Origin of the sequence: Microbacterium sp. Kw_RZR3 (assembly GCF_029222405.1) — a bacterium.
Classification (GTDB): Bacteria; Actinomycetota; Actinomycetes; order Actinomycetales; family Microbacteriaceae; genus Microbacterium.
Genome location: NZ_JARHXC010000321.1, coordinates 1 through 18063 on the forward strand (window position 1 = coordinate 1; position 18063 = coordinate 18063).

Sequence of the window (18063 nt, forward strand, 5' to 3'; positions counted from 1 at the left end):
TGATCGAGCTCCGGGACCTCGGACGCGGCCTGGCGCGCCTCGCCACCGCTCACGCGTCCACCGCCGCGGTTGCGCGCAGGATCTCGCGTCCGCCGCGCTCCGTCACCGCGGAGCCGCGGCGGTACACCGACTCGCCGCGGAGCCAGGTCTCTCGCACGACGCCCGTGAGCGTCTGCCCATGCCACGGTGAGACCGGATTGCGGTACTCGAGGGCGGCGGCATCCACGACGAACTCCTCATCGGGGGCGAACGCGACGAGGTGCGCCGGGGCGCCCGCCTCGATGACGCCGAGTCCGTCGAGACCCGCGATGCGGGCCGGCCCGGTCGTGAGGAGCGGCAGGATGCTCTCGAACGCCAGGCCTCGGGCTCGGGCCGTCGAGTGCACGGCCGACAGCCCGGTCTGCAGGCCCGCGATCCCGCCCCAGGCCAGGCCGAAGTCGGGGTTGCCCTTGAGCTCGACGGTGGCCGGCGAGTGATCGCTGACGATCGCGTCGATCGTGCCGTCGACGATCCCGGCCCACAGCAGATCGCGGTTGTCGCCGCCGCGGATGGGAGGGCAGCACTTGAAGGCCCCCGCGCCGTCGGGCACCGCGTCGGCGTCGAGCGTCAGATAGTGCGGGCAGGTCTCGACCGTCAGCCGCACGCCCTCAGCCTTCGCGGCGCGCACGTCGTCGAGCGCTCCCCCGTCGGCCACGTGAACGATGTGTGCGCGGGCGCCCGTGCGGCGCGCCGCCTCGATGACGCGGCGGATGGCCGCCCTCTCGCTCAGGGGCGGGCGGCTGGCCTCGAAGTCGCGGTAGTGCGGCCCGAGCGCGCCGTCGGCGTGCAGGTGCGCGGGGTCTTCGGCGTGGACGATCAGCAGACCGTCGAAGGTGGCGAGCTCGGCGAGGCAGCGCTCGAGCTGATCGGCGTCGAGATGCCCGAACTCGTCGATGCCGCTCGGCGACAGGAAGCACTTGAAGCCCACGACCCCGGCGTCGGCGAGCTTGCGCAACGACCCGAGGTTCTCGGGCACCGCGCCGCCCCAGTAGGCGACGTCGACCGCGAGCTTTCCCGCGGCGGCCGCACGCTTGGCATCCAGAGCATCCGTCGTGGTCGTCACGGGGAGGCTGTTCAGCGGCATGTCGACGATGGTCGTCACGCCCCCGGCGGCGGCTGCGGCGGTGCCGGTCGCGAAGCCCTCCCACTCGGTACGACCCGGCTCGTCGAGGTGCACGTGCGAGTCGACGAGGCCCGGCAGGAGCACGGAATCGCCCGGCAGCACCGTCTCGGCCGCGGCGTCGAACGGCTCGACCGCGGTGATGACCCCGCCCTCGCTCACGACCGTTGCGGGGCGGAACTCCCCGTCGAGATAGACCCGTCGCGCGGCGATCCGTGTGCTCATACCGGCCACGCTAAGCGCCCCGCGTTTCGCAGATGTAACCGTGATCAACATTCATGCAAACACCTCGAGATTCGCTGCCTGGGGAGGAAGGGTGGGCGCACCTGCCCCACGAGCGGGAAGCGCGTACTCGTCGCGCTTGCTCGTCCCGAGACCCATCCGCACCATCCCGGATGCCATCCCCACCGCCGCCGCGACCCCGTCCACGACCGGGACACCGACGCGTGCCGACAGCTCGGCGCAGAGGTCCGCCATCCCGGCACAGCCGAGCACGATGACGTCAGCCCCGCCCGCCGCAGCCTCTGCGCTGTACCGCGCGATGGTCTCCACCGCGACCGAGCCGGTGTCCTCGAGGTCGAGCACGGGGATCCCGGTCGCCGCGAGCGACACGCACGCCCGCTCCATGCCGTACCGCGCGACAAGGTCGTGCGCACGCCCGAGCGTGCGGCTGAGCGTCGTGACGACGCCGAAGTGCCGCCCCGACACCGCGGCCAGGTGCATCGCCGCCTCGGCGATCCCGACGACCGGGGCGTCCACCAGCTCGCGCGCCGCGTCGAGTCCCGGGTCGCCGAAGCACGCGATCACGTACGCGTCGGCGGGGTTCGCACCGTCGCGGTCGGCGGCGACCAGCTCGACCACGGCGGCCGCCGCAGCGACCTCGTCGACGTGGCTCTCGATCGCCGACGCGCCCACGGCCGGGCACACGGCGTCGACGACCACGTCGGGCCCCGCCACCCCCCGGGCGGCGTCCGCGATCTTCGCGGTCATCGCCCGGGAGGTGTTGGGGTTGATGAGCAGGATCCTCACGCGAGCGCCTCGCGCGGGCCGGCGGCGGTCGGGCGCCCGGGCGTTGCCGTCCCGCGCTCCGGAACCGCGGCATCCTGAGTCGTCTTCGCGAGCACCACGGGCGCATCGGGCGCGACGGCTCCGGAGCCCGGCACCGGGGTCCCGGCATCCGCGACCGTCCGTGCCAGCACCAGGGCCTCGACCTCGGCAGCGGCCGCCACCTCGACGGTGCCGTCAGAGATCCCCTCTGTCTCACCGTCGAACGTCGGCACCCGCGGGTCGATGCGCTCGAACAGCAGGAACAGCACGTAGCCGAGGCCGCAGCCGATGAACCAGCTGTAGTCGCTGATCCACGAGACGTTGAACAGACCGAGGTCGGCGAACAGCTTCGGGAAGACGGCGATCGCGACCGTCGGAACACCGGCCACGATGACCGCCTTGACCGCATTCGGGTTGAAGCCGTTGCGGTACCAGTAGGGGCCCTGGGCATCCATCGTGAACATCGCGTCGACCTTCACGCGCTGGCGGGCGGCGATGTAGTAGCCGGCGATCAGGATGCCGAAGAGGGGCCCGATCAGCGCACCGAGGACGCCGAGCGAGTAGTGGATCGCGTCGCTGTTGGAGTACCAGTTCCACGGCATGAGGAACGTCGAACCGACCGCGGCGATCATGCCGCCGGCGCGCCACGAGATCTTCTTCGGCGCGACGTTCGAGAAGTCGAACGCGGGCGAGATGAAGTTCGCGACGATGTTGATGCCGACCGTCGCGGTCACGAACGTCAGGCCGCCGAGGAGGATCGCGAAGGGCGTATCGATCTGCTCGACGGTCTTGATCGGGTCGGTGATGAGCGAACCGAACACCGGCACCGTGGCCGACGCGGTGATGACCGTCAGCAGCGAGAAGAACACGAAGTTGACCGGCAGACCCCAGAAGTTGCCCTTCTTCACGGCGGCGAAGCTCTTGCCGTACCGGGCGAAGTCACCGAAGTTCAGCATCGGACCCGAAAAGTACGACACCACGAGCGCGATCGCGCCGAACATCACGGGGATCGAGGCCCAGAAGTCGAGCTGGGTGGTCGACAGGGTGAACGAGATGTTCTGGATGCCGGCCTGCGACACGAGGTACACCGCGAGCACGATCATCACGACGTAGACGGCGGGGCCCGCCCAGTCGATGAAGCGGCGGATGACCTCCATGCCGTTCCAGAACAGCAGGAACTGCGCGGTCCACAGGATCGCGTACGAGATCCAGCCGAGCGCCGAGAGCCCCGCGAACGAGACGTCGAGGAGGGCGGCGGACCCGGGCACGAACTTCAGGAAGATGATGTTCAGCGACTCGGCCGCGAGGAACGTCTGCACGCCGTACCAGGCGATCGCGATGAGACCACGGATGATCGCGGGGATGTTCGCACCCCGGATGCCGAACACCACACGGTTGATGACGGGGTACGGGACGCCCGTCTTCTGACTGGGCTTGGCGACCATGTTGGCGAAGACCTGCACGATCACGATGCCGGCGATCAGCGCCACGAGCACCTGCCACGACTGCAGGCCGAGGGCGAACAGCGAACCGGCGGTGACGTAGCCGCCGACCGAGTGCACGTCGCTCATCCAGAAGGCGAAGATGTTGTAGCTCGTCCACTTCTGCTTGCGCAGCGGGGCGAGGTCTTCGTTGGCGAGCCGGTCGTCGTACTCGGGCTTCATGTTGCCGCCACCGTGGGGGTGGCCGGCGGCCTCCACGAGATCGTGGGGGCCGGTGAGCGGTGTGGAAGTCATGTCATTCCTCTCAGGACGATGGATGCCACGACGTGGAGTCCGCGGCCGGAGTGGAGCTCTGATGTGAAGTTATGGGTTCACACAACCCCGCTGGTTTCGCTCGTGTAACGAGCGTGTGAAGTCGATCCTTCACACGCTGCGGCTCCCTAGACTCGGGGCATGACGCAGCCGCCCCTCGCCGACGCCGTCGACCAGGGCGCGGCCGCGACGCCCCAGCCGTCGGCATCCGTCGGGGCGCGCATCCGCGATCTCCGTCAGGCCCGGGGCATCTCCGCCCGCTTTCTCGCGAAGACGCTCGGCATCTCCCCCAGCGCCGTGTCGCAGATCGAGCGCGGGGTGATGCAACCGAGCGTCTCGCGGCTCATCGCGATCACCGACGCCCTCGGCGTTCCTCTCGTGGCGGCTTTCGACCCGGCATCCGACCGTCCCATCGAACCCGTCGGGCCCTCGGGCTTCACGCTTCAGCGCGCGGGGCAGTCGCCCGACATCGTGCTCGACAGCGGGGTCTCGTTCCGCCGGCTGACCCCCGGATCGTCCCCCGGCGTCGACTACTTCGAATCGATCTACCCGCCCGGCGCCTCCGCCCACGGTGCGGACGGCCTGTTCCACCACGAGGGCTACGAGGTCGGCACGGTCGTCGCGGGTGAGCTCACCATCGACTTCGAGGCCGAGCGCGTGATCCTGCGGGCAGGGGATGCCATCAGCTACCCCTGCTCGGTCCCCCACCGCCTGCACAACACCGGCGAGACGGATGCCGTGGCGCACTGGCTGATCGTGCACGCCTGAACGGCAGATTTCACACGAGGAGAATTTTCCTTGCGCGAAAGATCTCCTTATAGGAGAATTTTCCTCGGAGGAAATCATGGACAGCGAGAAGATTCGGAGCCGTGCGCGAGACTACGGCATCGACCTCATCGGAAACATGCCGACGGCGAACAGCCCGGTCACCTCTCTCGTCGTTTCACGCGGGAAGCAGCAGCAGACGGTCACCGCGGTTGCGGTGTCGCCTCTGACCCTCACGGAGCTGGAGCACATCCTCCCTCTCCCCGTGAAAGGTCCTGTCGTCGCGCTGAGCAGCCGAGTCACGCCGCGCAACGCGGACGCGCTCCGAAACATCGGCGTCAACTTCATCGACGAGGCAGGTAACGGCTACCTGTCGCTCGGAGACACGCTGATCGACGTGCGCGGGCGGACGCCCGACTCCGCCACCGGCCTCCGTAAACCCGCGAAGAGCGCCTCCCTGTTCACGGAAAAGCGGTCGCAGGTCATCCTTGCGGTGATCAGCTGGCCGGACCTCCTCGCTGCACGGCTCCAAGACCTCGCGCGAGCCGCCGGAGCCTCCGTGAGCTTCACGCAGAAGACGCTGGTGGCTCTCGAATCAGCCAACTTCCTCGACCGCTTCGGCCCACGCGACCACGGTTCCCTGAGGAACATCGACTCGCTGATCGATGGATGGGCGGCAGCATTTACGAGCGGACTCGGCTCGCGGGAGAACACTCGAGCCTTTCGTGGGACTTTCGACCCGTCCCGCCTCTCTCCGGACGGCCCACCGCTCTATCTCAGCGGAGAAGCCGTCGCACCGTGGATCGCACGCAACATCACATGGACCATCTACGCCGACGGCATCCCCCGCGATGCAGCCCAAGCGGGGCGCTGGGCGCGCGATGACGAGTCACCGACCCTGTTCCTTCGCGAGAAGTTCTGGACCGAGCCTGTCCCGGCGCGCACGCGAGAATCTGCCCGACTACGAGAAGCGCCGCCTTTGCTGGTCTACGCCGATCTCCTGGCATCCGGTGATTCTCGCGAACGAGAAGCAGCCCAGCGTCTGAGAAACGACAATGCTCGGCTGCGCGCGCATTGACCTCCGACTGCTGGACGATGTCGCGGCGGCCGTCCACGATCTGGTCACGACGACGGGTATCGATCCTCGGAAAATCCTGCTGGTCGGGGCACGGTGTCGCGATGCCATCCATTCCGCCTTGGGAAGAACGACACCGACGCGCCTGACCACAGACCTCGACCTCGGAATCGCCATCGCCTCATGGAACGAGTTCGAGCGGATCGGATCGGCATTCACCTCCATCCAGTCGAACGGAATCGCCTTTCGCGTCGCCGGTATGCATGTCGATGTCGTCCCGTTCGGCGATGTCGCTGAGGAACCCCGCGGCCTCAGCCGACCATCGACCCGCAATGACGACATCGTCGTCTTCGGATTCCAGGAGGTGTTCGACCGAGCATCAATCCTGACGCTTCCCACCGGGGAAGCTGTCCGTCTTCCTCAACCCTCGGGGTATGCATTGCTCAAAACCCGCGCGTGGGCGGATAGAAGTGCGCACGGCGACCATCGCGACGCACAGGATCTGGCTGTTGCCTTCGACTGGTATGCGCAGGATCCGTCAACGAGCGATCGTCTCTTCAGCGCCGACATCGACATCAGCGAACTGTACGGCTTCGACGCTAACCAGAGCAGCGCGCATCTCCTCGGCCGTGACATTCGGCGGCATCTCATCCCCTCAGACGCGAACGACCTGGTGAGCCGGTTCACCGGCCTGGACGTGCGGCCGCTCACTGGCCACCTGCTCAACCTGCCGCAGGACCGGTCGCGACGACTCGATATCGTCGAGGCGTTCACGCGCGGTCTCCGCGACGCGCAACCGCCCGCCTGACGCCTGATGGCCGGAGCGGACGACGGAGCCCCCGCCGACCCGGACGTCGGCGAGGGCCCCGCGTGTTCTACTTCGCGATCAGCGTCAGCGTCAGCGTCGAGTGGTAGACACCGACGGGCGCATCCTTGGGCGGTGTGAAGTCCAGGCCCGCGTCGAAGCGCGCGCCGCCGACCCCCGTGGACACGCCGGCCGCGCCCGTGGCGATGACCCCTCCGCCCGTGCCGACGGCGAGACCCGGCAGCAGGACCTCGCCCGCGAACGACATCGGTCGGATGCCGAGCGCGTCCGCCGGGGCGGAGTAGGTGCCGCTGGTGAAAGGCGTGGCCGTCGCGGTGAGCGTCCATCCCGTCAGCGCGGCACGATCATCCACGACGGTGACCTTGCCGAGGTTCGCCGTCGCACGCGTCCCCCGCTCGACCGAGCCGAAGTCCACCGAGGACTTCTGCGCATCGAGAGACCACAGATCGCTCGCGGTCACCGTGGTGCGCAGCTCCGTGTTGTCGCGCAGCGTGGTCGGGTGCACCGGGATCTCGAACGTGCCCCAGGCGAGGACGGTCGGATCGTTCGGCTGCGTGAGCGCGACGGTGTGGCGGCCCGCTTCGAGCGCGGAGACATCGACGATCGCGTCGCCCGCGGCATCCGTCGTCACCTGTCCGAGATCCGTCGGCGAGGACCACGCCCACGCCCGCAGGACCTGACCCTTGTGCGCCGCGCCCGCGTGCACCGTCACGGTGGTCCCCCCGTCGAGAGGACCCGTGACGTCCACGGGAGCCAGGTCCGAAGAGGACGGCAAAGACGGCGTCGGATCGATGACGGTGAGGGTCGCCGCCGCCGACACGGTCTTGCCGCCCTCGACGTTGGAGGCCACGGCGCGGAACTTGCGGCCGTTCATCTCGGTCGTGGCATCCTTCACCGTCAGGGTCGACGAGGTGACCTCCGCGACATCCGTCCAGGCAGACCCGTCCGCGGACGACTGCCAGGCGACGGTCGGAGCGGGCGATCCCCCCGCGGTCACCGAGAACGTCGCCGTTCCCCCCACAAGCACGCGCTGGTCCGACGGGTCGGTGAGCGTCGGCACGGGTGCCGAGATGGTCACCGTCGCCTCGAGCGCCTTCCCGTCACGACTGCCCAGCGACTGCACGAAGCTCAGCGGGTGGGCGCCGGCGCCGGAGACGGGGCTCTCGAGGGCCACGTGCCAGGTGCCGTCCGCGGCGACCGCTGCCCGACCGATCGTGCGGCCCCGGTCGACGACGCGCACGTCGGCGCCGGCGAGCCCGGTGCCGTCGAACGACGCGAGAGACGCCCCCGCCGGCTGTGCCGACGACACGTCCGTCACCAGGGCGAACTGCGGTCCGCCAGCGTCGATGTTCTGACGCTGGTACAGGAACTGGTCGGTGGTCAGGGCGTGGTCGACGATGCGCGTCTCACCGACGCAGCCGTACCAGCCGTGCTCGGGCTCCTCGTTCCACGTCGAGGCGCCGATGACCCACGGCATGAAGTCGGCCGCCATCATCCCGCCGACCTGCGAGGCGTTGCGGAGCACCGGAACGCCGTCGACGTACATGATGACCGTTCCCTTGGCCGGGTCGTTCACGATCGCGACGTGATGCCACGACCCGGGCATGATCTCGCCCGACCAGAGGGTGTAGGAGTTCTTCGAGCGCGGATCGGCGGCCGAGTACTGGTACTCGCGGAGGTTGGAGATGCCCAGCCATGCCGCACCGGCACCGGCGTCGGAGGAGTCGTTGATGCCCATCCACTGGCGGGCACCGCCGCGCGTGATGGCTGCTCCCCAGCGGTTGGCCGCCTCGGTCCAGTTGGTGTCCATCTGAAGGAACGTCTCGAGCGTGTAACCGGTCGTCGCGTCGAGGTGCGCGAAGGTGGCCGGGGCTCCGTACTCGGTGGTGATGTAGCCGAGGTTGTCGCGCGCGCCCGCATTACGGTGGACGTCGGTGAAGCACACCGCGCCCTTGTCGGCCGAGTAAACCGGCACGTTGGCGTGCGAGATCGAGACGTCGTCGCTCGTGTCGGGCGCGTCGGTGTCGTCCACGGGGTTGCGGTACATCGGGCTCGACCCGGCGATGTCGGGGATCTCGGTCGTGTCCGTCATGTCGCCCCCGGCGACGCCGCCGAACCGCCAGTGCGCGATCGTCCCGTCGACGCGCACGTAGTCGCTGTCGTTCCCGGCGACGGCGAGCTGCTGCTCCTTCCCCTGTCCGGTCCATCCCGCCGACACGATCTGCTTGGCTCGCTCCGACAGATCGACGTTGTCGGCCTGCGCCGCGGTGGGGGCCGACCATCCGAAGCGGGCGCCGAAGTCGATCGGGAGGCTGAACTGCTGCCACTTCCCGTCGAGCACGGGGGTGTCCGTCGACGTGAGTGCATCGGCGTGCTTCTTCGACACCCAGGGCGAGACGGTGTCGACGTCGATGCTGTTGTTCGTGAGGTCGAACTCGAACAGCGTCATGATGCCGTTACCGCCGTCCGCGGCCATCTGGTAGTCCGTCAGCACCTCGAACACGGGGTGTCCGAAGTCGTTGGTCAGCGTTCGCTGGGTCGCCCCGTGGAAGTGACCGTTCAGGGTCAGGACGATCTGGTCGTTCTTGCGGATGAGCTTGTCCCACAGCAGGTCGCCGTACCACCAGCTCGTGGGAGAGATCTGGTCCTGGTCGATGCCGATGATCGCGTGCGAGTTCAAGATCACGGGGACACCGGGGTGGGCGTCGAGGATGCCCTGCGCCCACGCGAACGTGTCGTCGGAGGCGTTCCAGCCGAGCGAGAGGACGATCCAGTCGTGTCCCTCCGCCTGGAAGTCGTAAGCCGAGGAGTACCCGTTCTGGAAGGTGCCGAGCAGCGTTCCTCCGGCCTGCCGCTTCAGCGTCGTCGCCCCGAAGTTCGACAGGTAGTTCGCCGCGTTGGCCTCCGACGAACGTGCGCCCTGGTCTGCCACGTCGTGGTTGCCCGGGATGATCGAGTACGGCACGCCCCCGTCCTCGAGGATCCGCATGGCCTTCGACGCGGCGGTCCACTGATCGCCCACCCACTGCTGGTCGACGACGTCGCCGAGCTGCACGGCGAACGGGATGTTCAGGTCGTTCTTGTGGTCGACGACCCACTGCGTCTGCGCCTCGAACGGGTTCGTTCCGTACTGGGGGTAGAACTGCGACGCGCTGTAGCGCGAGTAGAACTGCGTGTCGGGGAGGACGGGCAGGAGGAAGCTGGATCGGTCCGCGGTGGCGGGCGCGTCGGCTGATGCGGCGGCGGACGGGGCCGACGAGGGGGTGTTCCCGTCAGCCGCCAGCGCGACGGAGGCATTGCCGAGGACGAGGGTGGACAGGGCGAACGCCGTCACGGCGGCGACCACGGAACGTGCGCGCGAGGCGCGACGAGGCTGGATGGACATCTCTCTTCTCATCAGATGCGGGAAAGCGGAACGGCGAGTCAGGAAGCGGGGGTGCGGGGCCCGTAGGCCTCGACCTCCGAGAGGGTCATCCACGTGCCGGACGACTTGTTGCCGACGATCACGCGCAGGCCGGTGGCGAGCACGGGGGTGGAGGTGACCTCCAGGGAGAGGTTGGCGGTCGCGTTGGTGACGGGCCAGCCCGACGCGGTCGGCAGGTTCTTCCACCCGCCGAGCAGGGTGCGGTACTGGACGGTCACGGTGCCGATGTTCTGCTTCCCGCCGATGTCGTAGACGTTCACCCCGGTGATCTGGCGAGGCTGATCGAACGAGAACGACACACGGTTGGGGTTGACCCGGTTGGCGGCTCCACCGCTGCGCCAGTCGGCGAAACCGACGGCGTTGCGGTTGCCATCGGTGAGGGCGAACGTCGTGCCGTCCTTGAACGTCCAGTCCGGACGCACACCGTTCTGCCGCAGCAGGTTCACGCGCTCGGGTGCGACGAGCGTGATGATCAGTCGAGCGCTGAAGCCCGATCCGGCGACCGCCTCGACCGTGACGGTTCCGGGCTGCGCGAGCGCGGCATCCGTGAGAGCCGACCAGTCCCACGACACCGGGGAGGTCACGGTCGCCGCCGTTCCACTGACCTTGCGCACGACCGTGCGCGGGGCGAGCATCCGCAGTTCCTTCACGCTCACACCCGCGTAGGACTTCAGCGCCGCGTCGTCCGCCTGACCGGGCGAACCGACGGAGAAGTGCGCCGTGACCGCGACCGCCTCACCGAAGAAACCGGATGCCGTTCCGGTCACGTCGACCTCGCCGCTGCTGTTCCAGACCGATCGATCGGGCATGCGCCAGGCGATCGACGTCAGAGGAACCGATCCTCCCCAGCCGTATCGGGCTGCAAGGCTCGTCGGCATCGACGGCGCCGACCCCGCGGGGACCACCGCGCTGGGGACCGCCACGGTGGCCTGCAGCGTGTGCATCCGCCACTTCTGCACGGCGGCACCGGTGTTGAGCGTGTACGTCTGCACCTCCGAGCCGTCGGTGGTCTTCCAGTTGTACAGATCGAGCGCGGCGGATTGCGACGACGGATCCGGCTGCACGTTCACGAGGTTGACGGTGCCGTCGCCGGCGTCGCGCGCCTCCCACTGGGCGTAGGGATCTGACGCGGAGTCCGCGACATCGGCGAGCTGGAGGTAGCGGAAGGCCGTCTCGCTGTTGCGGGAACGGACGAGGACCCGGTCCTGCTGATCGGCGATCAGGTAGGTGTTGGCCGACCCCGTGACGGGAAAGAAGCGCAACGCCTGCGCCTTCAGCGACGCTGCGTTGCCGGTCCTCATGGTCTCGATCGCGGCGGCGGCGCGGTCCGTCGCGCCGGGCGCCGATGACACCTGCGCGTTCGTGTCGCCGATCTGCAGGACCTTTCCTGCCGCGTTCACGCTCTCCAGCAGCAGGAGCGTGGGAGCCCCGACCCCCGAGGGGAGGGCGGAGGTGGATGCCTGGAAGCGGTCGATCGGCGCGGCTGAAGCCGGTGCGGCGACCATCAGCCCGACGAGTGAGACGGCGACGGCGGCGAGAAGTCGCAGGGACCGTCTCGGAGACGTGGGGGGCATGGGAAACGGGGTCCTCTCGCGGATGGGGCGCCCTTTCCGGGCGTCGGCCCTCGGGCGGGCCGGACAGAAGCTATCCACGCGATCTGCCCGGCAACTCTCACGGGCGGTATCTAGAGATGAACGGCGGGTTCTCGCCGCGTGGACGGGCGCGGCCGGTCGCCGCACACGAATGTTCCCCACAGCAACATCGCCGACACATCCCGCCACAGCCCCGTAACGCGGCGCGCCTAGCCTGACCGGCATGCACTTGCACCACTTCAACGCGGCCTCGACGGCGGATGCCACGGCCGTCGTCCGCGTCTGGGCCGACATCCCGGGCTGGGTCGATGCCGTCGTCGCGGGTCGCCCCTACGCCGACGTCGACGCCCTCGCCGCGTACGCCGGAGACCTCGCCGCGGTCTGGTCGCCGGACGACCTCGAGGCGGCGCTGCACGCGCACCCCCGCATCGGCGCGAAGGTCGCGGGCGACGGCGCCGAGGCCGCGGCATCCCGTCGCGAACAGGGGTCCATGGCCTCCGCCGCCGACGACGACGTCGCCGCGATCGCCGCCGGGAACGCGGCATACGAGGAGCGGTTCGGCCGCGTCTTCCTCATCCGCGCGGCCGGACGCACGCCGAGCGAGATGCGCACCGAACTCGAACGCCGCCTCGGCAACGACCCCGACACCGAGATCGTCGAAGCCACCCGTCAGCTCGCCGAGATCGCCCTGCTCCGCCTGCGGACGACGTTCGCCGACGAGGCACCGGCCGAACCCGAGGACGCCGAATGACCCACCTCACCACCCACATCCTGGATGCCACGGCGGGCACGCCCGCGACCGGCGTCACCGTCGCGCTGGCCCGGCTCGACGGCACCCCCGTCGCCGAGGGCACGACCGACGGAGACGGCCGCCTCGCCCTCGGATCCGATCGCCTCGAGGACGGCGACTACGCGCTGACCTTCGGCACCGGTGCCTACTTCCGCGCGCGCGGAGTCGCGTCGTTCCACCCGATCGCGACGGTCGCGTTCACCGTGAGCGGCGAGGCGCACCTGCACGTGCCCCTGCTGCTGAGCCCGTTCGCCTACTCGACCTACCGCGGCAGCTGAGGAGAGGCATGAGAGTCATCGTGATCGGGGCGGGAGTCGGCGGAACGTCCGCGGCGCTCGCCCTGCAGAAGCTCGGCCACGAAGTCGTCGTGTACGACCGCATGCGCGAGAACCGTCCGGTCGGCGCCGCGCTGTCGCTGTGGTCGAACGGCGTGAAGGTGCTCAACTGGCTGGGCCTCGGCCCCGAAGTCGCTGCCCTCGGCGGTCGCATGGACGACATGGCCTACTACGACGGCCACACCGGCGACGAGCTCTGCCGCTTCAGCCTCGCCCCCGTGACCGAGCAGACGGGCCAGCGCCCCTACCCGGTCGCGCGGGCGGATCTGCAACAGCTGATGATGGATGCCGTCGGCTCCGCCCACATCCACCTCGGCAAGCAGCTGACCGGCGTGTCCGAGGCCGACGGCGTGGTCACCGCCACCTTCGCCGACGGCACCACCGACACGGCCGATATGCTGATCGGGGCCGACGGGGCGCGCTCGATCGTGCGCGACTACGTCACCGAGCCCACCGGCATCCGTCCCGAGAGGTCGTACTCGGGATACGTGAACTACAACGGTCTCGTGCGCGCCGACGAGCGGATCGGACCGCTCGGTCAGTGGACGACCTACGTCGGCGACGGCAAGCGGTGCGCCGTCATGCCGGTCGCGGGCGACCGGTTCTACTTCTTCGTCGACGTACCCGGGCCGTCGGGAGTGGTCGAGGACCGCATGGCCGCGCTCGAGGCGGCATTCGGATCGTGGGGCGCACCGGGAGTGCGCGCGCTCCTCGACGGCATCGACCCGGACGAGTCGCTCAACCGCGTCGAGATCTGGGACATCGACCCCTTCGACACGTGGGTGCGCGGGCGCGTCGCGATCCTCGGCGACGCCGCCCACAACACCGCACCCGACATCGGCCAGGGGGCGTGCTCGGCGCTCGAGGACAGCTTCGCTCTCGGCATCGTGTTCGCCACGACGACGCTCGGCGTCGCGGACTCGCTGAAGCGCTACGAGCGCATCCGCACCGAGCGGGCCGGCGACCTCGTGCTGCGCGCCCGTAAGCGCGCGCACGAGACGCACGCGTTCGACGTCGCCGCGACGCAGGCCTGGTACGACGGCCTGCGCCGCGAGGACGGGACGGGGGTGATCCGCGGGATCGTGGGGAACATCGAGGGCAGCCCCGTGGAGCTGGGCGCGAGCGTGATGCGCTGACGCGGGCTCGGGCGCGGTCGGCACGCGAAGCGGGCGAAACTCCTGAGAAACGGATGCTGGGCACCCGTCGAGCGCGGGAACCTGCGGCATCCAGCCCCGAAGAGTCCGAAAACTCAGGAGTTCCGCGCACCGTCGCCGAGGGACGGAGGCGGTGGTCCCGCGAGGCGCGAGCGTCCTGCCCCTGACCCGGCGTGGACGCGTCACCTCTGCGCGGTCACCGCCGTCCGGTCCACCTCCACGTCACCGCCGACGACCGTCAACAGCACGTCGGCCGTCGCGAAGGCGTCGGGATCCGCGGTCAGCGGGTTGGCGGAGAACACGGTGAGGAACGCCGGCATCCCCTCCTCGATCGTGCCGCCCGCCTCGCCGACCGAACGCCACCAGCCACGCGTGTGCGCGTCGAGGGCGACCGGGGCGTCGAGGGCTTGATCGGGCAGGACGGGCGTGACGTCCACGCGCCCGGCCGGGCGGCGGAGCATCGCCGCGGCGAGGGTAGCTCGCGCGTCGTACGGGGCCACCGGCCAGTCCGATCCGAGGGCCACGACCACGCCCTTCTCGTGAAGGTCGCGCGTGCGCCACGCGCGGTCGGCGCGCTCGTCGCCGAGGCGGCGCGACCAGTTGTCGGTGTGGTCCGCGCGCGTGAAGTGCGTGCAGTGCGTGGGCTGCATGCTGACCGAGACTCCGGCTTCGACGATGAGATCCAGCACGTCGTCGGGCAGCGTCTCGATGTGCTCCATGCGGTGCGGGACACCGGTGCGCTCGAGGCCGTTCAACGTCGCGGCCACGAACTCGATGCCGCGATCGCCGATCGCGTGGGTCGTCGTCGGGATGCCGCGGGCGTGGAAATACTCGACGGCGGCGGCGTACTCGGACGGGCTGAGCCAGAGCGACTCGGTCGACTCGCCCAGAGTGTCGGGCTCTCGCAACCACGCGGTGCCGTTGTCGATGGTGCCGTCGATCATGAGCTTGATGCCGCGCACTTCCCAGCGGCGACCGTGCCGGCCCTGCAGGTCGGCGAGCTGCGCCCAGTCCGCCTCGGTGGATCCGGGAACAGCCATCGGCGAGACGCGAAGACGGATCGGCAGCTCGCCCTCCGCCTCGATCGCATCGAAGAGGTCGAAGGCGTCGGGGTGCGACGAGTCGAGCATCTGCCCGATCGTCACGCCCGTCTCGGCCATGCCACGCAGGATGGCGACGAGGGCATCACGCCGCTCCTCGAAAGTCAGGGCGGGGATGATGCGTGTGACGCGCCCCATGGCGCGGTGCTCGAGGAGATATCCCGTCGGCGTGCCCTCGGCGTCGACGGCGATCGACGAGGCGTCGTCGAAGGTCTCGGCACCCGTGACACCCGCGCGAGCCAGCGCCGCCGCGGACGCGACGGCCGAGTGCGCATCGAAGAGCTGCACGAACGCGAGGCGGTCCTGCGGCAGCCGGTCGAAGAGTCGCATCGACGGTGCCGCCACACCGAAGACGATGGGATTGAGACCCCACCCGAACACCCATTCGCCCGCGTCGGCGGACTCCGCGGCCAGCGCCTGCTGGGCGTCCTCGAGGGTCTCCGCCTCGCTCAGATCGACGCCTCTCGTCATCCCGATCCCGGCGACGGGATGGATGTGCGCATCGACGACACCGGCGGTGAGCGTCGCATCACCCAGGTCGACGACGCGCTGAGCGCGCGGGATCCACGAGTCAGCGGCATCCGGAGTCCCCACCCCCACGATCACGCCGTCGCGGATCGCCACGAACCCGGCCTCCGCAGGCGCGCCGGCGAGGGCCGTCGGCGTGAGGACCGCTCCCGCGAGGACCAGCAGGTCGGTGTTCTCGGGCATGGGTGCCTCCCTTCTCAGTGCGCGACAGGTGTCGCTTCGATCGGATGCCGTCACTTCTGCCCCAGGAACGACTCGCGCGGCAGCTGGTCGATCGCCTCGGTGGTGGGTTCGACCTCCGAGAAGTCGAGCTTCGGAACCGGGCGCCGGAACATCCCCGTCTTGATCGCGAGGATCACCACGCCCAGCAGTGCCCAGATGCCGCCGATGACCCACGTCACGCCCTCGAGCGAGCTCAACAGCCAGAGCGTGAGCGCGAAGCCGATCCCGGGAACGATCCCGTACCGCACGAGGCGCCCCGCGGTGAGCGCGTGCCGCTCCGCGCGCGGCGGGAAGAGATAGGTGCGGATGACGGAGAGGTTCACCATCGCGAAGGCCACGAGCGCGCCGAAGCTGATCATGAACGCTGCCTGAGCGAGCGTGACGAACAGGCCCGCGAGGGCCACAACCGACACGAGCGCCGTCGCGACCACCGGGGTTCCGTACGTCTTCGATAGGCCGCCCAGGGGGCGCGGGAGAATTCCGTCTCGACCCATCGAGAACAGGATGCGAGACACCGCCGCCTGACCCGCGAGGCCGGCACCGAGGGTGCCGAGAACGGTGATGAAGACGAAGACCGCCCCGAGGATCGGTCCCCCGACATGCTCGAAGAGCACGGCCCCCGCGGCATCCAGAAGCGCCTGCGGCGCGGTGCTCCAGTCCGACAGGTGGTAGGCCAGGGCGCCCACCCAGGCGACCGCGATGAAGAGGAGTCCACCGACGATGGTGGTGATCATGATCGCGACCGGGATGTCGCGACGCGGACGCTTCGCTTCTTCGGACAGGGTCGAGACCGCGTCGAAACCGAGGAACGACAGCGAGAGCACTGCGGCGCCCGTCAGCACCGGGCTGAACTGCGCGCTGCCGGGGAGGAACGGCTCGAGAACGCCCGGCGCGTTCGGGTCGCCGATCGCGGTCTTGATCGCGAAGAACGCGAAGACCACGACCGCGGCGAACGAGACGAGCACGACGGCCGTGTTGACCTTGCTGACCAGTGAGATGCCGAGGACGTTGAGGATCAGGGCGACGACGATCGCACCGAGGGTGAACACCCACACGGGCACGGCGGGGAACTGGGTGTTGGCGTAGAGCCCGAGGATCAGGAAGTTGATCATCGGGATGAACAGGTAGTCGAGCAGCAGGATCCAACCGGTGAGGAAGCCGACACCGCCGCCGAACGACTGCTGCGCGTAGGTGTACGCCGAGCCCGCAACCGGATAGCGGCGCACCATGGCCGAGTAGCTCGATGCCGTGAACAGCATGACGACCAACGCCACGACGTACGACGCGACGAGGTGGCCCTCGGTCAGCTGGTTCACGATGCCGTACGTGGTGAAGACCGTGCCGATGGCCATGTAGGAGATGCCGAAGAGGGTGAGCCCCACGACACCCATCGAGCGAGGGAGGGAGGTACGGGAACGCTGGGACATGAGCGAACTCCTTGGGTGAGGGGCGATCACCAGCGATCGCGTTAAACGAACATAGTTCGATTTAGCCGGACGTACAATATTTCCTCCGGCTCGACTTTCTCCGGCTCGACGGCGAGGAAACAGCGTGAGTGCAGTAGCGAAGACAGCGTCCGAGGCCGGCGAACGACCCCGCCCGGTGGGGCGTCCACGGGTCGGAGTGCTCTCTCGCCGCCTCATCGGCGAGACCGCCCTGCGCCTGCTAGACGACGATCGCGACACCGGATTCCGCATGAGCGATCTGGCGCGGGCACTCGGTGTGCGCGTGTCGTCGCTCTACAACCACGTCGAGAACAAGACGGCGGTCTTCGCCGAGATCCGAGAGATCCTGGCCGAGCGCATCAACGCCGACGCAGCGCCCGATCCGCGGTGGGACCGCGCTCTGCGCAACTGGGCGCACGCCTACCGCGCGGCGTTCGCCGCCCACCCCTCGACGGTCGCGTACCTGTCGGCCCTGCCTCTGGACGCGAACTCGACAGTCGGCGCGGCCTACGACCACCTGGCATCCCAACTTCAGGATGCCGGCTGGTCAGCCGCAGAATCGATGAGCGTCATCGTGGCCGTGGAGTCCTTCGTGCTGGGTTCGGCGCTCGACGCCTCCGCCCCGCAGGACATGCTCGATCCGGGCGATCGGGCCGACGTCCCGACCTTCGCCGCGGCGTACCACGCGCGTCGCGAGCTCGCCGCGGCCGAGGGCGTCACCCCCGCCGACCTGGCGTTCACCCTCGGCCTCGACGCGCTGCTCGAGGGCCTCCGGCTGCGCCTAGGGCGCGGGTAACGGGGCGCGGCGCGGCGCGCGGGCGCGGGGCGCGCCCGGGCGCGGGGGCGC

At 69.3% G+C, this 18063-nt stretch carries 14 protein-coding genes; 7 read left to right on the forward strand and 7 right to left on the reverse strand.

Annotated features, from left to right (window positions below; translation table 11 throughout):
• Positions 1 to 49 precede the first annotated feature (49 nt).
• From allB to P2P98_RS17690, 3 genes are read right to left on the reverse strand one after another with little or no spacing between them, the layout of a single operon-like run.
• Positions 50 to 1384: an allantoinase AllB gene (allB, locus tag P2P98_RS17680; RefSeq protein WP_275801567.1), complete on the reverse strand. Its 1335-nt coding sequence runs from the start codon at positions 1382 to 1384 to the stop codon at positions 50 to 52.
• Positions 1385 to 1435: 51 nt separating this feature from the next.
• Positions 1436 to 2188 (reverse strand): aspartate/glutamate racemase family protein, encoded by a 753-nt coding sequence (locus P2P98_RS17685; RefSeq protein ID WP_275801568.1) that lies wholly within the window; start codon positions 2186 to 2188, stop codon positions 1436 to 1438.
• Positions 2185 to 3942, reverse strand: coding sequence for an NCS1 family nucleobase:cation symporter-1 (locus P2P98_RS17690; protein ID WP_275801569.1), 1758 nt, complete (start codon positions 3940 to 3942; stop codon positions 2185 to 2187). The genes P2P98_RS17685 and P2P98_RS17690 overlap by 4 nt, the downstream gene beginning before the upstream one ends.
• 159 nt (positions 3943 to 4101) lie before the next feature.
• Here P2P98_RS17690 and P2P98_RS17695 point away from each other — a divergent pair, with 159 nt between their 5' ends.
• From P2P98_RS17695 to P2P98_RS17705, 3 genes are all read left to right on the forward strand, one after another.
• Positions 4102 to 4728 (forward strand): XRE family transcriptional regulator, encoded by a 627-nt coding sequence (locus tag P2P98_RS17695; RefSeq protein ID WP_275801570.1) that lies wholly within the window; start codon positions 4102 to 4104, stop codon positions 4726 to 4728.
• Positions 4729 to 4804: 76 nt separating this feature from the next.
• On the forward strand, positions 4805 to 5803 hold the full coding sequence (locus tag P2P98_RS17700) for a type IV toxin-antitoxin system AbiEi family antitoxin (RefSeq protein WP_275801571.1): 999 nt from the start codon (positions 4805 to 4807) through the stop codon (positions 5801 to 5803).
• A complete protein-coding gene (locus tag P2P98_RS17705) occupies positions 5781 to 6608 on the forward strand; it encodes a hypothetical protein (RefSeq protein ID WP_275801572.1) in 828 nt (275 codons plus the stop codon). Before P2P98_RS17700 ends, P2P98_RS17705 begins: the two co-directional genes overlap by 23 nt.
• Positions 6609 to 6675: 67 nt before the next feature.
• On the opposite strand, the gene P2P98_RS17710 is transcribed toward P2P98_RS17705, so the two are convergent.
• Both P2P98_RS17710 and P2P98_RS17715 read right to left on the reverse strand, forming a co-directional pair.
• The gene (locus tag P2P98_RS17710; RefSeq protein WP_275801573.1) at positions 6676 to 10011 is read right to left on the reverse strand and encodes a LamG-like jellyroll fold domain-containing protein; all 3336 of its coding nucleotides are present in this window, start codon (positions 10009 to 10011) and stop codon (positions 6676 to 6678) included.
• Between the two features lie 38 nt (positions 10012 to 10049).
• The gene (locus P2P98_RS17715; RefSeq protein WP_275801574.1) at positions 10050 to 11624 is read right to left on the reverse strand and encodes a hypothetical protein; all 1575 of its coding nucleotides are present in this window, start codon (positions 11622 to 11624) and stop codon (positions 10050 to 10052) included.
• Between the two features lie 241 nt (positions 11625 to 11865).
• Between P2P98_RS17715 and uraD the strand changes: the two genes are divergently transcribed.
• Genes uraD through hpxO form a run of 3 tightly spaced genes read left to right on the forward strand, consistent with a single transcriptional unit; the run spans position 11866 to position 13903 of the window.
• The gene (gene uraD / locus P2P98_RS17720) at positions 11866 to 12393 is read left to right on the forward strand and encodes a 2-oxo-4-hydroxy-4-carboxy-5-ureidoimidazoline decarboxylase (RefSeq protein ID WP_275801575.1); all 528 of its coding nucleotides are present in this window, start codon (positions 11866 to 11868) and stop codon (positions 12391 to 12393) included.
• Positions 12390 to 12710 (forward strand): hydroxyisourate hydrolase, encoded by a 321-nt coding sequence (uraH, locus tag P2P98_RS17725; RefSeq protein WP_275801576.1) that lies wholly within the window; start codon positions 12390 to 12392, stop codon positions 12708 to 12710. Before uraD ends, uraH begins: the two co-directional genes overlap by 4 nt.
• An 8-nt stretch (positions 12711 to 12718) precedes the next feature.
• On the forward strand, positions 12719 to 13903 hold the full coding sequence (hpxO, locus tag P2P98_RS17730) for an FAD-dependent urate hydroxylase HpxO (protein WP_275801577.1): 1185 nt from the start codon (positions 12719 to 12721) through the stop codon (positions 13901 to 13903).
• A gap of 200 nt (positions 13904 to 14103) precedes the next feature.
• Here the strand turns inward: hpxO and P2P98_RS17735 are convergent, their stop codons facing one another.
• Complete coding sequence (locus tag P2P98_RS17735; RefSeq protein ID WP_275801578.1) at positions 14104 to 15732, reverse strand: amidohydrolase family protein; 1629 nt, start codon at positions 15730 to 15732, stop codon at positions 14104 to 14106.
• A 50-nt stretch (positions 15733 to 15782) separates the two neighbouring features.
• A complete protein-coding gene (locus P2P98_RS17740) occupies positions 15783 to 17198 on the reverse strand; it encodes an APC family permease (RefSeq protein WP_275801579.1) in 1416 nt (471 codons plus the stop codon).
• 124 nt (positions 17199 to 17322) lie between these two features.
• Here P2P98_RS17740 and P2P98_RS17745 point away from each other — a divergent pair, with 124 nt between their 5' ends.
• Entirely contained in the window at positions 17323 to 18012 is a 690-nt protein-coding gene (locus P2P98_RS17745; RefSeq protein ID WP_275801580.1) for a TetR/AcrR family transcriptional regulator C-terminal domain-containing protein, read from the forward strand.
• The last annotated feature ends 51 nt before the right edge of the window (positions 18013 to 18063 follow it).